This is a genomic window from Pseudomonas tohonis (assembly GCF_012767755.2).
Lineage (GTDB): Bacteria > Pseudomonadota > Gammaproteobacteria > Pseudomonadales > Pseudomonadaceae > Metapseudomonas > Metapseudomonas tohonis.
In genome coordinates, this window is the sequence record NZ_AP023189.1 from 983,374 (window position 1) to 999,161 (window position 15,788).

16 protein-coding genes are annotated in these 15,788 nt (G+C 70.1%); 3 read left to right on the top strand and 13 right to left on the bottom strand.

Annotation, left to right across the window (positions count from 1 at the left end):
* Nucleotides 1-12: 12 nt before the first annotated feature.
* The 11 genes from HSX14_RS04560 to HSX14_RS04610 all read right to left on the bottom strand — a co-directional run bounded on the left by HSX14_RS04560 (nt 13) and on the right by HSX14_RS04610 (nt 9,655).
* Complete coding sequence (locus HSX14_RS04560) at nt 13-1,005, bottom strand: extracellular solute-binding protein (protein ID WP_173180085.1); 993 nt, start codon at nt 1,003-1,005, stop codon at nt 13-15.
* Nucleotides 1,006-1,024: 19 nt separating this feature from the next.
* Nucleotides 1,025-2,656, bottom strand: coding sequence for an ABC transporter permease (locus tag HSX14_RS04565; RefSeq protein ID WP_173180087.1), 1,632 nt, complete (start codon nt 2,654-2,656; stop codon nt 1,025-1,027).
* A complete protein-coding gene (locus HSX14_RS04570; protein WP_173180089.1) occupies nt 2,653-3,723 on the bottom strand; it encodes an ABC transporter ATP-binding protein in 1,071 nt (356 codons plus the stop codon). The genes HSX14_RS04565 and HSX14_RS04570 overlap by 4 nt, the downstream gene beginning before the upstream one ends.
* Before the next feature lie 174 nt (nt 3,724-3,897).
* Nucleotides 3,898-4,644 (bottom strand): AraC family transcriptional regulator, encoded by a 747-nt coding sequence (locus HSX14_RS04575; protein WP_175384239.1) that lies wholly within the window; start codon nt 4,642-4,644, stop codon nt 3,898-3,900.
* A 171-nt stretch (nt 4,645-4,815) separates the two neighbouring features.
* Complete coding sequence (ispA, locus tag HSX14_RS04580) at nt 4,816-5,703, bottom strand: (2E,6E)-farnesyl diphosphate synthase (protein WP_173180091.1); 888 nt, start codon at nt 5,701-5,703, stop codon at nt 4,816-4,818.
* The gene (locus HSX14_RS04585) at nt 5,700-5,942 is read right to left on the bottom strand and encodes an exodeoxyribonuclease VII small subunit (protein WP_173180093.1); all 243 of its coding nucleotides are present in this window, start codon (nt 5,940-5,942) and stop codon (nt 5,700-5,702) included. The genes ispA and HSX14_RS04585 overlap by 4 nt, the downstream gene beginning before the upstream one ends.
* 308 nt (nt 5,943-6,250) lie before the next feature.
* The gene (locus tag HSX14_RS04590) at nt 6,251-7,009 is read right to left on the bottom strand and encodes a sulfite exporter TauE/SafE family protein (protein WP_173180095.1); all 759 of its coding nucleotides are present in this window, start codon (nt 7,007-7,009) and stop codon (nt 6,251-6,253) included.
* 80 nt (nt 7,010-7,089) lie between these two features.
* Nucleotides 7,090-7,344 (bottom strand): DUF2790 domain-containing protein, encoded by a 255-nt coding sequence (locus HSX14_RS04595; RefSeq protein WP_173180097.1) that lies wholly within the window; start codon nt 7,342-7,344, stop codon nt 7,090-7,092.
* Between the two features lie 217 nt (nt 7,345-7,561).
* The gene (gene ppa, locus HSX14_RS04600; protein WP_173180098.1) at nt 7,562-8,089 is read right to left on the bottom strand and encodes an inorganic diphosphatase; all 528 of its coding nucleotides are present in this window, start codon (nt 8,087-8,089) and stop codon (nt 7,562-7,564) included.
* A 77-nt stretch (nt 8,090-8,166) separates the two neighbouring features.
* Entirely contained in the window at nt 8,167-8,985 is an 819-nt protein-coding gene (locus HSX14_RS04605) for a M90 family metallopeptidase (RefSeq protein WP_173180100.1), read from the bottom strand.
* Between the two features lie 4 nt (nt 8,986-8,989).
* Nucleotides 8,990-9,655, bottom strand: coding sequence for a DedA family protein (locus HSX14_RS04610; RefSeq protein WP_173180102.1), 666 nt, complete (start codon nt 9,653-9,655; stop codon nt 8,990-8,992).
* Nucleotides 9,656-9,807: 152 nt separating this feature from the next.
* Between HSX14_RS04610 and HSX14_RS04615 the strand changes: the two genes are divergently transcribed.
* Nucleotides 9,808-11,400 carry a serine/threonine-protein kinase gene (locus HSX14_RS04615; RefSeq protein ID WP_173180104.1) on the top strand — a complete coding sequence of 531 codons (1,593 nt, stop codon included), beginning with the start codon at nt 9,808-9,810 and terminating at the stop codon, nt 11,398-11,400.
* Nucleotides 11,401-11,421: 21 nt separating this feature from the next.
* Here HSX14_RS04615 and HSX14_RS04620 read toward each other — a convergent pair whose 3' ends face one another.
* Complete coding sequence (locus HSX14_RS04620; RefSeq protein WP_111260722.1) at nt 11,422-11,880, bottom strand: GNAT family N-acetyltransferase; 459 nt, start codon at nt 11,878-11,880, stop codon at nt 11,422-11,424.
* Nucleotides 11,881-12,072: 192 nt separating this feature from the next.
* On the opposite strand from HSX14_RS04620, the gene HSX14_RS04625 reads away from it, so the two are divergent.
* Nucleotides 12,073-14,205, top strand: coding sequence for an acetyl-CoA hydrolase/transferase C-terminal domain-containing protein (locus tag HSX14_RS04625; RefSeq protein WP_228723541.1), 2,133 nt, complete (start codon nt 12,073-12,075; stop codon nt 14,203-14,205).
* Nucleotides 14,206-14,214: 9 nt separating this feature from the next.
* On the opposite strand, the gene HSX14_RS04630 is transcribed toward HSX14_RS04625, so the two are convergent.
* Nucleotides 14,215-15,216, bottom strand: a complete 1,002-nt coding sequence (locus tag HSX14_RS04630; protein WP_173180109.1) for a diaminopimelate epimerase — start codon at nt 15,214-15,216, stop codon at nt 14,215-14,217.
* 178 nt (nt 15,217-15,394) lie between these two features.
* On the opposite strand from HSX14_RS04630, the gene HSX14_RS04635 reads away from it, so the two are divergent.
* The gene (locus HSX14_RS04635; protein ID WP_173180111.1) at nt 15,395-15,778 is read left to right on the top strand and encodes a DUF2946 family protein; all 384 of its coding nucleotides are present in this window, start codon (nt 15,395-15,397) and stop codon (nt 15,776-15,778) included.
* Nucleotides 15,779-15,788: the final 10 nt, after the last annotated feature.

Sequence of the window (15,788 nt, forward strand, 5' to 3'; positions counted from 1 at the left end):
TCCGGCTCCGTGTCAGAGGGCTTTGTCGAGGCCTTTCCAGGCGCTGAGGAAGGCGTCGCGGCCGGCGATGGCGGCCTGCTCGTCGGTGGGGAAGACGGCGATGTCCTTCAGCTCCGGCAGCTCGACATGGGCGCTGACCTCGATGTCGCTGCGGCTCGGCCGGCGGTAGGCCTGCTCCAGCAGGGCGACCTGGGTGTCGCGGCTCAGCAGCAGGTCGTAGAGGCGCTTGCCGGCCTCGGGGTTGGGGCCGTTCTTCACCAGCACCAGGGCCTCTTCGGTGACGAAGGTACCGTCGGCCGGGTAGACCAGGCGGATCTCCCGCTGGCCGCCGGCGACATAGGCGTAGGCGTTGCCCTCGAAGGTCAGGCCGACGGCGTATTCGCCCTGGGCCACCTGGTTGAGCACGGCGCTGGAGTTGCGCGAGACCACCAGGTTGGCGGCCAGGCGGCGGAAGTCGTCCTCGCCCAGCAGTTGGCGCAGGCCCCAGAGCGCGGTGTAGGCGGTGGAGGTGGCGGTGGGGTCGCCGACGATGATCCGCCCCTTCCAGGCCGGGTCCAGCAGGTCGCGCCATTGGGTGGGCTCCTTGAGCTCGCCGAGCTGCTTGCGGTTCACCATCATCACCACCACCTGAATGTTGGCGGTGCTCCACAGCTGCTGCGGGTGCTGCTGCGCCTCGGGGATGGCCCGGGCCTGGGGCGAGCGGTAGGGCGCGTAGAGCGCGGTGAAGGCGCCCAGGGTGTTGGGCTGGGAACTCCAGAACACATCGGCCCGAGCGGCCTGGCCCTCGGCCTCGATGCGCTTGAGCAGCGCGGCGCTGGAGCCGTTGACCACGCCGATCTTCAGGCCCGGGTCGAGGCGCTGGCCGCTGTCCAGCAGGGCCTGTACCGCCGAGTCGTTGTTGGTGGTGTAGAGCACCGCCTGCTCACGGGCGAGGGCGGGCTGCAGCAGGTTGAGGGCGAGGGCGGCCAGCAGGGCGGGCAGCCGGTGCTTCCAGGTGGCGTTCATGGCGACTCCTTGGTGCGGTTCAGAAGACCTTGATGCGGAACACCCGGGTGGCGATGACCACCGGGACGAGGGTGAGCAGGACCAGCACCAGCCCGTAGGCCGCCGCCTGGCCCTGGAGGCCGGTTTCCACCAGGCGGAAGACCTGGATGGTGATGGTCTCGCGGCCGGCCGAGTACACCACCAGCGAGGCGCTCAGCTCGGCGACGATGGTGGTCCAGGTGAGCACCGCCGCAGCAGCGACGGCGGGCGCCATCAGCGGCAGCACCACCTTGAAGAAGGAGCGCAGCGGCGGCACGCCGAGGCTGATGGAGGCCTCCTCGATGGAATCGGGGATGTTGTAGAGGGTGGCCGAGGCGCTGCGCACCCCGAAGGGGAAGCGGCGGATGACGAAGGCCACCACGATGATCGCCGCCGTGCCGCTGAGGGCCAGCGGGCCGCTGTTGAAGGTCATCACCAGGCCGATGCCGAGCACCGTGCCGGACATGGCCAGGGGCAGCATGGCGAGGTAGTCGATGGCCGGGGTGAGCAGGTTCTTCTTCTTGATCACCAGGTAGCTGATGACCACGCTCAGCAGGATGCCCACCAGGGTCGCCAGGGCGCCGTAGGCCAGGGTGTTGAGGATGGGTTCCGGGCTGCGCAGCAGGACCCGCTCCAGGTTCTCCAGGGAGAACTGGCCCCAGTGCATCACCGGCCCCCGCGAGCGGGTGAAGGCGCTGGCCAGCACCGTCAGCAGCGGCAGCGAGGAGAGCAGGATGAACAGCGCCGTGGCCGCGCCCAGCAGCGCGCCGCGTACCCCACGCAGGCGCTGGGCCGGGGCGCTGCGGCCCTGGACGATCTCGTAGCGCTTGCGCCCCACCAGCCAGCGCTGGAGGAACAGCACCCCGGCGACGATGGCGATGGACAGGGTGGCCAGGGCGCTCTGCAGGCCGGCGTTGGTGCCCATCTCGGAGACGAAGCTCAGGTAGGTGAGCACCGAGAGCAGCTGCACCTTGCCGCCCAGCAGGGTGGCGATGGCGAAGTTGCCCACCACCAGGGTGTACACCAGCAGCCCGGAGGCCAGCACGGCGGGCAGCACCACCGGCAGCATCACTTGCAGCCGCGCCTTGGCCGGCGGCACGCCGAGGCTCTGGGCGGCTTCTTCCAGCTGGGCGTCGAAGCCGCGGATGGCGGCCAGGGTGCCGAGGTAGATGTAGGTGTAGTAGACCAGGCTCATCACCAGCACCAGGCCGGGCCAGCCGTAGAAGCTGGGCAGGGCGAGGCCGAGGTGCTCCTCCAGGGCGCGGGTGAGCAGGCCGTTGTTGCCGAGGATCATCAGCCAGGTCTGGCTGACGATCACCTCCGGGACCACCAGGGTGCACACCGGCAGCACCGCCACCAGCGCCTTGCCGGGGAAGTCGAAGCGCGCGGTGACGTAGGCCAGGGAGACCCCGAGCACACTGGCGCAGCCGGTCACCAGGGCGCCCAGCAGCAGGGTGTTGCCGAGGGCGCGCAGGTAGCGCGGCTCGTCCAGCAACTGGGCCCAGCCACTGCCGCCGGCACCGGCCAAGCTGCCGTGCAGCAGGTTGGCCAGGGGCCAGAGCAGGAACACCAGCAGCAGCCCCAGGGCGAACAGGGCGAGGAGCAGCCAGGGGGAGGGCAGGCGCCGGTTCATTGGGCCACCACCCGGAGCTGTGCGGGGTCGAACTCCAGGCTCACCGGCTGGCCTTCGTGGAAGCCGTCGCCGTCGGTGCCGAAGCGGTCGACGTTGAGCTGCTGGGCGTCCGCCAGCTCGATGCGGTAGCTGGTGCGGTTGCCCAGGTACTGCTTGCGCCGCACCTGGCCGGCCAGGCAGTTGCCGAGGCTCTGCCCGGCGGGGCGCAGGCGGATGCTTTCCGGCCGCGCCACCAGGTGCACCTCGGGCTCGGGCAGCGCAGCCTCTGCGCGGGCCTGCAGGGGCTGGCCGGCCACCAGCACGCGGATGCCGTCGTCGCCGGCCTGTTCCAGCACCCGCGCGGCCAGCAGGTTGGCCGAGCCGATGAAGTCGGCGGCGTAGGTGCTGGCGGGGGACTGGTAGATGGCCTGGGGGCTGCCCAGTTGCTCGATGCGGCCCTTGCGCATCAGGGCGATGCAGTCGGAGAGGGCCAGGGCCTCTTCCTGGTCGTGGGTGACGAAGACGGTGGTGATACCGATCTCCCGCTGCAGGTCGGCGATGGCGGCGCGGATCTGCAGGCGCAGCTGGGCGTCGAGGTTGGACAGCGGCTCGTCCATCAGCAGCACCTCCGGTTCGATGGCCAGGGCGCGGGCCAGGGCCACCCGCTGCCGCTGGCCGCCGGAGAGGGCGGCGGGGTGGCGCTCGGCGAAGCCGCTCATGCCGACCCGCTCCAGGTATTCGCCCACCTTGCGGCGCAGGGTCGCCGCGTCGGTCCGGCGGGCGCGCAGGCCGTAGGCGACGTTGTCGAACACGGTCTTGTCGGGGAACAGGGCGTAGTCCTGGAAGACCATGCCGATGCCCCGGCGGTGGGCGGGGACCTGGGTCATGTCGACGTCGCCGAAGGCCAGGCGCCCGCCGCTGGGGCGGATGAAGCCGGCGATCACTCGCAGCAGGGTGGTCTTGCCGCAGCCGCTGGGGCCGAGCAGGGTGAAGAAGCTGCCGTCGGGGATGTGCAGGTCGAGGCCGTCGATGACCCTGATCCCGCTGCCGTAGCTGACGTCCAGCTGGCTGATGCTGATGGATGACATCGCAATTCTCCGTTCGCGTGTTGTTCTTGTTGGCGCGGGGGCGGTGCTAGGGCGGGCCGCCCCGGGGCGTTCATGCACCCCGTGGATGGGCCTACTGTGAACGGGGCGCGGGCGGGTGGCTTGATCGATTCGCCCGGTTGCGGTGCGCGGTTCGGCACAGCCGGGCGGCCGGCCTCAGGCGCGGCAGCGCTCGCGGTACTGGCTCGGGGAGAGCCCGGTGAGGGCCTTGAACTGGCGGCTGAAGGCGCTGTGGTCGGCATAGCCGCAGCGGTAGGCGATCTCGGTGATGGGCAGATCGCCGGCCAGCAGTTGGGTGGCAGCGCCCAGGCGCGCCTTGTGGATCATCTGCCGGGGGCTGAGCTGGAAGATGCGCTTGCACAGCCGGCCGAGCTGGGAGGCGGAGAGCCCGGCGATGGCGGTGAGTTCATCGAGGCTGATGGGCTCGGCGAAGTGCTCGCGGATGTGGGCGTCCACCGCCGCCAGGCGCTGGAAGGCCGGGTGGCTGGACTGCGGCGCCTGCAGGTCGTAGGAGATGCCGGCCATGCCGATGACCCGCTGCGCCGGGTCGCGCAGGGGCAGCTTGTGGGTCAGGCACCAGCCAGGCTTGCGGCCGGGGTAGAGGTGGAGTTCCAGCTGGTCGCTGAGCTGGTCGCCGGCCTCCAGCACCTGGCGGTCCTGCTCGGTGTAGAGGTGGCCGAAGCGGCGCGGGAACACGTCCTCGGCAGTGCGCCCCAGCAGCGGCGCCTTGTCCCTGAAGCCGCAGCGCTGGGCGAGGGTCTGGTTGACCAGCACGTAGCGGGCGTCCAGGTCCTTGACGAAGAACACCACGTCCGGCATCGCGTCCAGCAGCGGCGCGACCTGCTCCAGGCAGCGCAGCAGGGCGGGCAGGTCCGGGGCGACGGGGAGGTGATCGAGCTGCATCGTTCACGCCGAAGAGTGGGGGGCCATGGGCTTCGGACGATGAACCTAGCCTGGGCCATTCTGCGGGCACCAGATGAGGGGCGCCCCCGGGAGGGCGCGTTTTTGCGTATTCGATGGACGGAAGGTGGCGGATTGGCGTGCGGGTATTTCCCGCCTGGCGTGTGACGCGGGTCAGCTACGCCGTTCGACGATGTAGCGGGCCAGGTCGCGCAGGGGTTCGGCGGCCTCGCCGAAGGAGCGCAGGGCGTGCAGGGCGATGTCGCGCAGTTCCAGGGCGTAGGCCTTGGCGTCGTCGAGGCCGAGCAGGGCCGGGTAGGTGGGCTTGTCGCTGGCCTGGTCTTTGCCCTGGGTCTTGCCGAGGGTGGCGGTGTCGCTCTCGACGTCGAGGATGTCGTCCTGCACCTGGAAGGCCAGGCCGATGGCCTGGGCGTAGGTCTGCAGGGACTTGAGCGAGGCGTCGTCGGCATTGCCGCTGGCCAGGGCGCCGAGGCGCACGCTGGCTTCGATCAGGGCGCCGGTCTTGTGCCGGTGCATCACTTCCAGAGCCTGCTGGTCGAGCTTCAGGCCCACCGAGCCGAGGTCGATGGCCTGGCCGCCGACCATGCCGGCGGGGCCGGCGGCGCGGGCCAGGGTGCCGACCATGGCCAGGCGCGTATCGGCGCTCTGCGGGTTGTGGCGTCGGTCCGCCAGCACTTCGAAGGCCAGGGTCTGCAGGCCGTCGCCGGCGAGGATGGCGCAGGCTTCGTCGAAGGCCTTGTGGGTGGTGGGCTTGCCCCGGCGCAGGTCGTCGTCGTCCATGGCCGGCAGGTCATCGTGGACCAGGGAGTAGGCGTGGATCAGCTCCACCGCGCAGGCGGCGCCGTCGGCCCGGTCGATCTCGCCGGCCAGCGCCTCGCAGGCCGCGTAGACCAGCAGCGGACGCACGCGCTTGCCACCGTTGGTGACGCTGTAGCGCATGGCTTCATAAAGGCGTTGCAGTTCGGGGCGGGGCGCGTCGAACAAGGTTTCCAGGGCGGCGTCGACGCGCGCCTGGCAGCGGGACTGGTAGGCCGCGATCATGCCTGCTCGTCCGCTTCGAAGGGGGCCTCTTCCAGCTCGCCATCGCGCTCCAGGAGGATCTGCACCTTCTGCTCCGCCTGGCTCAGCGCACCCTGGCATTCGCGGGTCAGGCGGATGCCCTGTTCGAAGGCGCTGAGCGAGTCTTCCAGCGACAGCTCGCCGCTTTCCAGGCGCTCGACCAACGCTTGCAGGTCGGCGAGGGACTGTTCGAAATCAGGGGTGGCTTTCTTGCGGGCCATGGCGGGCTTCCCGGGGGCAGTTCGGAACGGGCGGACACTAGCAGAGCCGCGCCCTTGCGGGCAAATGAGCAGGGTGGTTTCCGGGGTGTTTCCGTCGCCTCGAGAGGAGGTGAAATCCGCTGTGGCGATCCGAACCGAGAGCCTGACAGGACTGGCTCGTGCCGTAGGGTGTGCCGTGCGCACCGCCGCACGGTGTTTCCGGCGAGCCCCTCGACTTCCTGGAAGGGGCGTTTGGCCGTTGCTCCAACCTCTTCGCCAGCATCTGCATCGATGCGTGCATCACGCTCCAGCTGCAAGGATGGCCCGCCCTACGCGGTGACGAAGTAGTAAGCCGTCATCCCCGCCCCCACCGCGATCACCAGCCAGCGCAACCAGCGGCTCGGCAGGCGCCTGGCCAGCGCGCCGCCGGCGTAGCCACCGCAGCTGGCGGCGCCGAGCAGCACTGCCAGTTCGGCCCAGCTGACCCGGCCCGCGGCGACGAAGGTGACCACCGCGACGCTGTAGATGGTGCTGGAGAGCAGGTTCTTCAGCGCATTGGCGCGCAGCAGCGGGTGTCCCTCGATGGAGAACGCCGCCAGCTGCAGGATGCCCATGCCCGCACCGAAGTAGCCGCCATAGACCGCCACCAGCGCATGGGCGATGCCGCCGGCCGGGCCGTGGCGCGGCAGGGCGCCGGCCTCGCGTTGGCGGTTGACCCGCCGGCTCAGCCAGGGGCTGGCGGCGAACAGCAGGGTGGCGGCCAGCAGCAGCCAGGGGATCAGCCGGCGGAACACCTCGTCGCCACCGGCCAGCAGGAGCAGCCCGCCACCCAGGCCGCCGATCAGCGAGATCGCCACCAGCGGCAGCAGCCAGCGTCCCAGGGGGCGCAACTGGTCCCGCGCCGCCCAGCTCGCCGCCAGGCTGGCCGGCCACAGGGCCACGGCGTTGGTCGCGTTGGCGGTCACGGGAGGCAGGCCGGCGGCCAGCAGGGCGGGGAAGGAGAAGAAGGTGCCGCCGCCGGCGAGGGCGTTCATGCCGCCGGCAGCGAAGCCGGCGAGCAGCAGCAGGAGGATATCGGCGAGGGTCATGGCGACTGCGCAAAAGCGCCGAGCTTACGCAGCGGGCAGCGCCGAGGCAAAGGCCTGGGGCTTGCCGGGTGCTGCGCGGATCAGCTGTTGGAGCAGGCGTCGGATTGCTTGATGTAGCTCACGGCGCGCGTCTGACCCTGGGAGTCGACGTAGGTCATCTTCGCTTCCACCAACTCGCAGGTCAGCGGGTGGGGCTCGTCGATGGACACGACCTGGGCCACGTCCAGGTGCATGCCATAGACGAAGGGCTCGGCCCGGGCCGCCCCCTCGGCATGCGCGGCGCTGGCGAGGGTCACGAACAGCAGCGCCGTGGCGCCGCAGGCAAGGGCTTTCATGGGGTTCTCCTCATCGGGTGGTTCATGGCCACTATGAGAAACCAGGGCGTTCCGGCGAAAAAGCGGGGCACCGAAGAAGGGCTTTTCCGGATGGCGTAACAATCGTGGCGAACAAGGCTGCGCGGAGGGGGAACAGGGCCGAGGCATGAGGAGGGCCACTTTCCTCCAGGCAATAAAAAAGCCGGCTTGTGGCCGGCTTTCTATGAGAGGTCGGGGCTTACTTTTGGTAAGCCGCAACCGCTTTAGTGATCTCGGCGCGGGCAGCTTCGGCGTTGCCCCAGCCTTCGACCTTGACCCACTTGCCCTTCTCGAGATCCTTGTAGTTCTCGAAGAAGTGCTTGATCTGTTCCAGCAGCAGGGCCGGCAGGTCGGTGTATTCCTTGATGTCCACGTACAGCTGGGACAGCTTGTCGTGGGGGACGGCGATCAGCTTGGCGTCGCCGCCGGCTTCGTCGGTCATGTGCAGGACGCCGACCGGACGGGCGCGGATCACGGCGCCGGGGGCGACGGGATACGGGGTCACGACCAGCACGTCCAGCGGGTCGCCGTCGTCAGCCAGGGTGTTGGGGATGTAGCCGTAGTTGGCCGGGTAGAACATGGGGGTGGCCATGAAGCGGTCGACGAACAGGCAGTCGCTGTCCTTGTCGATTTCGTATTTGATCGGCGCATGGTTGGCCGGGATTTCGATCGCGACGTAGATGTCGTTCGGCAGGTCTTTGCCAGCCGGGATCTTGCTGTAGCTCATGGTCGACTCCCTGGAATGGGCCAAAAAAAGTGGGCGGATTATATGCACATTCATTGGGCGGCGCCACGCCGTCGTGCTCATCCGTTGGTCGTGTCCCGATACTCCGGATGTTCGGCGATCAGGCGGGCCAGGCGCGCGCCCGGGTCCTGCCGGTAGAAGGCCGCGAGCTGCGTGTAGACGGCGGGATAGGCGGCCTGCAGCAGGTCGGGGGCGCTGAAGAAGTACTCGCTGGTGACGGCGAAGAACTCGGCCGGGTCTTCCGCCGCGTAGGGGTCGATGGGCAGTGCGGCATCCTCGTCTTCGTCGAGGGCCGCGTTCATCTGGTCGTAGGCGGCCTGCATGGCCTCGGCCCAGTCCGACTGGCGCATGTCGCGGTGCAGGGGCGGCAGGCCGTTGGCGTCGCCGTTGAGCATGTCCAGCTTGTGGGCCAGCTCGTGGATCACCAGGTTGTAGCCCTCCCAGCCGCCGCTGGCCTGCACGCCGGGCCAGGCCAGTACCACCGGGCCGCGATGCCAGGCCTCGCCGCTGTGCTCGGCGTCCCACTCATGGACGACGCCGGCGTTGTCGCGGTGGCGCTGGGGGCTGAGGAAGTCGTCGGGGTAGATCACCAGCTCGTGGAAGCCCTGGTACCAGCCCAGCTCCGCCAGGTGCAGCAGCGGCAGCTGGGCCTGGGCGGCGAGGACGAGGCGGTCGCGGGGCTCGAGTTGCACGCCGCCCAGCAGGGTCAGGTGCTTGTCGTGGAGGAACAGCACGCTGCGCTCGCGCAGGCGCCGGTCTTCTTCGGGGGTGATGCCGTCGAGGATCGGCAGCGCCTGGCGGACTTCGGCCCAGAGCGCGTCGTCGACCGGGTTGCGCGCCAGGGTGCGGCGCCGGCGCCAGTTGCGCAGGGACCACATGGGCTCAGCTCGGGCGCTCGGCGTTGTCGCGGGCGGCGGCCGGTCGCAGATGGCGGTGCAGCACGCTGATGAACATGGGCAGCAGCGACAGCAGGATGATGGCGACCACGCCCACCGACAGGTTCTGCTTGATGAAGGGCACGTTGCCGAAGAAGTAGCCGAGGGTCACCAGGCCGCCGACCCAGAGCACGGTGCCGAAGGCGCTGAAGGCGAAGAAGCGTGCGTAGGGCATGCGGCCGACGCCGGCGACGAAGGGCGCGAAGGTGCGCACGATGGGCAGGAAGCGCGCCAGGGTCACGGTCTTGCCGCCATGGCGGTCGTAGAACTCGTGGGTGCGCTGCAGGTAGTCGCGGCGGAAGATCTTCGAGTTCGGCTTGTTGAACAGCCGCTCGCCGGTGGTCCGCCCGATCAGGTAGTTGGTGCTGTCGCCCAGGATCGCCGCGAGCATCAGCAGGGCGCCCAGCAGGACGGGGTCCATGGCGCCGTTGGCGCACACCGCGCCGGCGATGAACAGCAGAGAGTCGCCGGGCAGGAAGGGCATGACCACCAGGCCCGTCTCACAGAAGATGACCAGGAAGAGGATGGCGTAGATCCAGGTTCCGTAGTTGCTGACCAACAGGTTCAGGTATTCGTCGAGGTGGAGGATCAGGTCGATCAGATTGAAATCCATGGGGCGCCTTGTCGGTTCTGCGGCGGCGGCTCGGAGGCCGGGCGAGCGGCATTATAGGGGCAAGCCAGGTGGGCGCGGCGAGCATCCGTCGTCGGCTTTTCCGGCACAAAGGCTGCAACTGTTTCCATTGTTTTCCGATGGAGGCGCGCGCCGTGGCATTGCAACTGCTGGAACATCCCGCCATCAGCCTGGCCCAGGGCCATGGGCTGGACCTGCCCGGGCAGGCCGCCCGCGCACGGGCCACCTGGGTCGCCGGTCGTCAGGGACGCTCCCCGCTGCTGCTGGTGATCCTGCTCTGGGCACGGCGCTGCCCCGATGTGGTGCGTACGCTCGAGCATCACCTCGATGCGCTGTTCGCCGACTACGCCTGCACGCCCGACGGCTGGAGCGAGACCCAGGCCGCGCGGCAGGTGCTGGCGGCACTCAACCTGCAGCTGTTCAAGCGCCGGAGCGCGGGCGAGGCAGCCCCCGAGCTGAGTGCCGGCCTGCTGTTGCTTCAGGATGGCCAGGCGCATTTCCTCCAGGCCGGCGCCATCGGCCTGCTGCGCCTGCACCGGGACGGCCTGCACGGCCTGGTGGGGCGCGAAGGCGTGCTCGGCGCCCAGGCGGAGCTGGCGGTGGTGCAGCACAGCCTGCCGCTGGTCGCCCACGAGCCCTTGCTGCTGGCGCCCCAGCCGCTGCTGGAAGTGGCCGACCTGCAGCGCCTGCGCGAAGGCTGCATGAGCCTGGTTCCCGGTGGCCTCGGCGCCTTGCTGGAGCCCCTGCTTGGCGCCCCGGGGGCTGCGGCGCTGCTGCTGCCCGGCGCCGCCGATTGCCTACCGCCCCCTGCGCCCGGGGGCAGTTGGCCGAAGGTCGGGCACGTCGAGCCGGGTGGCGAGGTGGATGGCTGGACGCTCCAGGCCGCCTGTCCCTTCGGCCCGCCGGGGCGGCTGTTCCAGGCGCTCGACGAGGAGGGCCGGGAGGCGCTTCTCTGGCTCGCCGAACGCGACGCCGACGAGGCCTTCTGGCAACGCGAGTGGGTGCTGCGGCGCAGCCCGGTGGCGAGCCTGCCCCAGGTGATCTCGCCCCATCGCCCACGGCGCCATGCGTTCCTGCTGTTCGCCCCGTTGCCGCGCGGCATGCGCAGCCTCGCCGACTGGATGGCGGCCCACGGGCCCCTGGATGGCGAGAGCCTGATGGCCCTGCTCGGGCAGCTGATCGAGGCTGTGCGTGCCCTGCAGCGGCGGGGCATGCAAGGGTTGTGGCTGAGCCCCCGGCAGATCCTGGTCAGCGACGCGGGACGCCTGCTGCTGTTGCCCGAGTACGCGGCCATCCTCCCCGGTGTCGCGCGCCAGGCGGCGCCGGCCCAGGCCGTGCCCCTGGCACCCGAGCTGCGCCACGGGCGTGCGGTGGATGGCACGGCGGACCAGTTCGCCCTCGCCGCGCTGTGCTACTGGCTGCTCAGTGGGCAGTGGCCCGAGGTGGCGCGCCCCGAAGGCGGGCAGGCGAGCCGCTACGTGCCGCTGGCGAGTTTCAACGCGCAGTTGCCGACGGGCTGGGATGGCGTGCTGGCCCGGGCGCTGGCGCCCCAGGCGCGGGCCCGTTTCGAGGCGTTGTCGGAATTCCAGCTGGCCCTGGAGCGCCCCCTGCAGCTGGCGCGTGCGAGGCCCGTCGAGGGGGCCTGGCCACGGCACCGGCGCCTGGCCCTGGCCGGGCTGCTGGCGGTGCCGCTGGTCATCGGCCTGTGGCTGGGCCTGGGCGCCTGAGCGGCGCCCCGGGCGGGTGGATCAGTCTTCGTGGATCGGCAGGATGTAGTTGACGAACTCGCTGTCCTCGCGGAAGCCGATGGACTCGTAGACCTTCTTCGCCACTTCGTTGCCCGCGCTGGTGGAGACGCGCATGCGCACGGCGTTGGTTTCCTTGGCCATCTTCTTCGCGGTCTGCAGCAGGCGGTCGGCCACCAGCTGGCGACGGGCGTCCTCGGCGACATAGATGTCGTTGAGGATCCACACGCGCTTCAGCGACAGGGAGGAGAAGCTCGGGTAGAGCTGGCAGAAGCCCAGGATCTTGGTGTCGTCATCGTCGGCCAGGGCCAGGTAGATGATCGATTCCTTGCGGCTCAGGCGCTTCTCGAGGAACTTGCGCGAGGAGTCGGGGAAGGGCAGTTCGCCGTAGAACTCGCGGTATTTGACGAACAGCGGGTTCAGCAGGTCCAGGTGCTCCAGGGTGGCTTGGACGATGCGCATGGGTAGGCCTCGGCGTTGGTGGTTGGGGCTGGTAGGAATGCAGGTGCTATGCCAGCACCCGGTCGATGCTGCCTGAAAAATCCTGGAAAGCGCAATCCAAGCGAGCGTTTGAATCACACCGCGCCATGGGTTGAGCAAAAGCGCGCCCGGGCCGGTCCAAGCCAGCATCGTCGATGCCAAGGGAGAGGACAGGTGGCCAACTGCTCGCTGGAACAGGCCGTGGATGAAGTGCTGCGCCGGATCGAGGGGCCCATCCGCCTCGGCATCCCCCTGGGGCTGGGCAAGCCCAACCGCTTCGTCAACGCGCTCTACCAGCGCATCAAGACGCTGCCGGAGCGCCAGCTGACCATCTACACCGCGCTGTCCCTGGCCAAGCCGCAACCGGCCAGCGAACTGGAGCAGCGTTTCTCCGGCCCCTTCCTGCGTCGCCTCTATGGCGACTACATCGAACTCGACTACCTGAGCGACCTGCGCTGCGGCGAGCTGCCGGCGCACATCCGCGTCGAGGAGTTCTACCTGCAGCCGGCCAGCCAGCTGGACAATCCCCAGGCCCAGCAGAGCTACGTCAGCCTCAACTACAGCCAGGTGGCCCGCGACCTGGACCGCAAGGGCCTGAACCTGGTGGCGCAGATGGTCGCCGCGCGGCCGCAGAGCCCCGGGCGCTTCAGCCTCAGCTGCAACCCCGACATCACCCTCGACCTGCTGCCGCGCCTGCGCCGTCGTCGCGCGGCGGGCGAGACCATCCTCGCCATCGCCCAGGTGCACGAGGCGCTTCCTTATATGCCGGGCGACGCCGAGCTCGACGCCGGCGAGTTCGACCTGGTGCTGGAGGCACCCGAGCGCAGCACCCTGTTTTCCACCCCCAACCTGCCGGTGAGCCTGCAGGACCACGCCATCGGCCTGCACGCCAGCGCCCTGGTGCGCGACGGCGGCACGCTGCAGGTGGGCATCGGCGCCATGGCCGACGGCCTGGCCGCCGCGCTGGTGGCGCGCCAGGGCGACAACGCCGGTTACCGCGCCGTGCTCGATGCCCTCGAAGTCCCGCAGCGCTGGGGCGGCCTGGTGGAGCGCGAAGGCGGCCTGGCGCCGTTCGCCCAGGGGCTCTACGCCAACAGCGAGATGTTCCTGCTGGGCCTGCTGGTGCTGCTGGAGGCCGGGGTGCTGCGCCGCCCCGTGTACCCCGATGTGCGCCTGCAACGCCTGGCCAACGCCGGCGCACTGGACCCCCAGGGCACGCCGACCGACCTCGACGCATTGTTCGATGAACTGCCGCGCGTGCTCGACGCCGACGGCCTCGCCTGGCTGCAGCGCCACGGCCTGCTCGATGAGGGCGTGCGCCTGGACGGCGACCACCTGCTGCTGGGCGATGGTCGCCGGCTCAGCGCCACGCTCGACGAGGCCGCCACCCGCGCCGCCCTGGTCGAGCGGCTGGGCCAGGCGCGGGGCGGCGTGGTGATCCACGGTGGCTTCTTCCTCGGCCCCGAGGCCTTCTACCAGCGCCTGCGCGAGCTGGGCGACGGGCCGCTGTCACGCATCGCCATGACCGCCATCAGCTACGTCAACCGCCTGCATGGCGACGAGGAGCTCAAGCGCCTGCAACGCCGCGATGCGCGCTTCGTCAACAGCTGCTTCACCATCACCCTGCTGGGCGCCAGCGCGGCCGACCAGCTGGAGGATGGCCGCGTGCTCAGCGGGGTCGGCGGGCAATACGACTTCGTCGCCCAGGCCCACGAGCTGGACGGCGCACGCTCGATCCTGATGCTGCGCAGCTGGCGCGAGTCCGGCGGCGAGGCCAGCTCCAACATCGTCTGGGAGTACGGCCACGCCACCATTCCCCGGCACCTGCGCGACCTGGTGGTGACCGAGTACGGCATCGCCGACCTGCGCGGCAAGAACGACGCCGAGGTGATCGAAGCGCTGCTGCGCATCGCCGATTCGCGCTTCCAGGACGGCCTGATCGCCGAGGCGCAGAAGGCCGGCAAGCTGCCCGCCGATTTCGTCCTCGACCCCCGCTACCGGCAGAACACACCGTGGCGCCTGCTGGCGTTGCGGGCCGAGCATCCGAGGTTGTTCGCCGAATACCCGCTGGGCTGCGACTTCACACCGGAGGAGCAGGACCTGTTGCGCGCCCTGCGCTGGTTGAAGAGCAAGCTCAAGCTCAGCGAAATCCTCGAACTGGGCATGGCCACCCTGTTCGACTTGCCGGAGCCTGCGGACTACACCCGCCACTTGCAGCGCATGGACCTGCACGCGCCCAGCGGCCTGCGCGAGCAGCTCTACCAGAAGCTGGTGCTGGCCGGGCTCAAGGCCACCGCGCCGAACTGAGCCCCTGCCTCAACCCTCCAGGCGCGCCCCCACGCCGAACAGCCAGACGCCCACCAGGGCGTCGCCCTGCTGCTCCAGGCGCAGCGGCGCGGTGCCGCCGGGCATGCGCACGCGCACCTCGCCGGCCGCCACCAGCCCGGCCTGCCAGGCGGCGCAGGCCACCGCGCAGGCGCTGCTGCCGGAAGACTCGGTCGCCCCTTCGCCGCGCTCGAACACCCGGGCCTCGATGGCGCCATCCGCCGCCCGCGCCGCCCATTGCAGGTTGACCCCGGCGGGGCAGGGATCGCCTGCGCCGATGGGCGCGGCATAGGCGATGCGCTCCAGCGCCGCGTGGGTGTCGGCGGCGCGTAGCCAGGGCATGGCCGGCAGCGCGGCGGGCTCGTCCAGCAGGGTCACGCAGTGGGGATTGCCGATGCGTACGAACTGGCTGCGGCACCACCCGGGGTTCACCTGCGCCAGGGCGTCGACGCGGCTCAGGAAGCGGCCGTGGAAATCGGCGGCAGCCAGGTGTTCGCCATCGGCCCCGACCGCCTCGGGACCGAATCCCGGTGCCCCCATCTGCAACCAGAAGCCAGGGCGCCCGTCGCGCTCGGCGGGCTCGATCGGCGTGACCACCGGCGTGCCGCCGCCGGGCTTGTCGTGGTGTACATGCAGGACGAAGGCCTGGCCGGGCGCGACGTGGCCGTCGTCGAGCAGGGCCTGGGCGAAGAGGGTCATGCCGTTGCCGCTGCGTTCGGTCAGGCTGCCGTCAGTGTTGACGATCAGCAGGTCCCAGGGCGAGGCGTTGCCGAAGGGGCCGACCAGCAGCCCGTCCGAGCGATGGCCCTTGGCGCCTTCCGGCTGCGTGCCGTCGGGCCAGCCGCACAGGGCCTCGATGGCCGCGGCGCTCCATTTCTCGCGGGCCTGCGCCGCGTCGGCGGCTTCCTGCGGGATGGCGATGCCCAGGCGGCGCAGCGCATCGGGCGGGGTGACGACATAGCGGTTGCCGCGTGCATCGTAGAGGCGGGACATGAAGATTCTCGGCGCGATTCGGTGCAGCGACTTTACCGGCACGGGCCACCGCGCCGCCAAGTGATTTGCAGGCCTCACCCGGGTTTCGATCCGACGTCGAGGCGCCCGGGTGCCTGCGGCAATCCACCACAATGGCCGGCTTTCTCGCCGTGAATTTTCGGTGCTAGAGTCGCCGCCCATGAAAACCGCCTGCCACGACCGCTCGTTGATCGCCTGGATGCTGTACGCCTGCGTCCTGTTCAACCTGCTCGCCTGCGGGATTCATCACGGCCAGGCGATGGGCCTCGAACTCAGCGGCCTCGGCGGTGCCTTCTGCTCGGCCACCGGCAGCGACGGCCCGTCCATCGACGGTGACCAGCCCGGCTCGCCCGCGCAGCTGTCCAGCGCCGGCTTCAACTGCCCGATGGGCAATGCCGTCACCCTCGGCATCCTGTTCTTCCTCGGCCTGTTCTGGCTCCAGCGCCGCCGCAGCGCCCCGCGCCCGGCACGGGAAAGCCGGCCGCGCACGCCGCCCCGCCATTGCTGGCCCTCGGCCAACCCCCGCGCCTCTCCCTGCATCTGAATTCACACGC

Coding starts and splice junctions, on each gene's coding strand:
- HSX14_RS04560 (WP_173180085.1), bottom strand. CDS start 1,005: ATGAACGCCACCTGGAAGCACCGGCTGCCCGCCCTGCTGGCCGCCCTC.
- HSX14_RS04565 (WP_173180087.1), bottom strand. CDS start 2,656: ATGAACCGGCGCCTGCCCTCCCCCTGGCTGCTCCTCGCCCTGTTCGCC.
- HSX14_RS04570 (WP_173180089.1), bottom strand. CDS start 3,723: ATGTCATCCATCAGCATCAGCCAGCTGGACGTCAGCTACGGCAGCGGG.
- HSX14_RS04575 (WP_175384239.1), bottom strand. CDS start 4,644: ATGCAGCTCGATCACCTCCCCGTCGCCCCGGACCTGCCCGCCCTGCTG.
- ispA (WP_173180091.1), bottom strand. CDS start 5,703: ATGATCGCGGCCTACCAGTCCCGCTGCCAGGCGCGCGTCGACGCCGCC.
- HSX14_RS04585 (WP_173180093.1), bottom strand. CDS start 5,942: ATGGCCCGCAAGAAAGCCACCCCTGATTTCGAACAGTCCCTCGCCGAC.
- HSX14_RS04590 (WP_173180095.1), bottom strand. CDS start 7,009: ATGACCCTCGCCGATATCCTCCTGCTGCTGCTCGCCGGCTTCGCTGCC.
- HSX14_RS04595 (WP_173180097.1), bottom strand. CDS start 7,344: ATGAAAGCCCTTGCCTGCGGCGCCACGGCGCTGCTGTTCGTGACCCTC.
- ppa (WP_173180098.1), bottom strand. CDS start 8,089: ATGAGCTACAGCAAGATCCCGGCTGGCAAAGACCTGCCGAACGACATC.
- HSX14_RS04605 (WP_173180100.1), bottom strand. CDS start 8,985: ATGTGGTCCCTGCGCAACTGGCGCCGGCGCCGCACCCTGGCGCGCAAC.
- HSX14_RS04610 (WP_173180102.1), bottom strand. CDS start 9,655: ATGGATTTCAATCTGATCGACCTGATCCTCCACCTCGACGAATACCTG.
- HSX14_RS04620 (WP_111260722.1), bottom strand. CDS start 11,880: ATGCGCATCGTCCAAGCCACCCTGGAGCACCTGGACCTGCTGAACCCG.
- HSX14_RS04630 (WP_173180109.1), bottom strand. CDS start 15,216: ATGTCCCGCCTCTACGATGCACGCGGCAACCGCTATGTCGTCACCCCG.
- HSX14_RS04635 (WP_173180111.1), top strand. CDS start 15,395: ATGAAAACCGCCTGCCACGACCGCTCGTTGATCGCCTGGATGCTGTAC.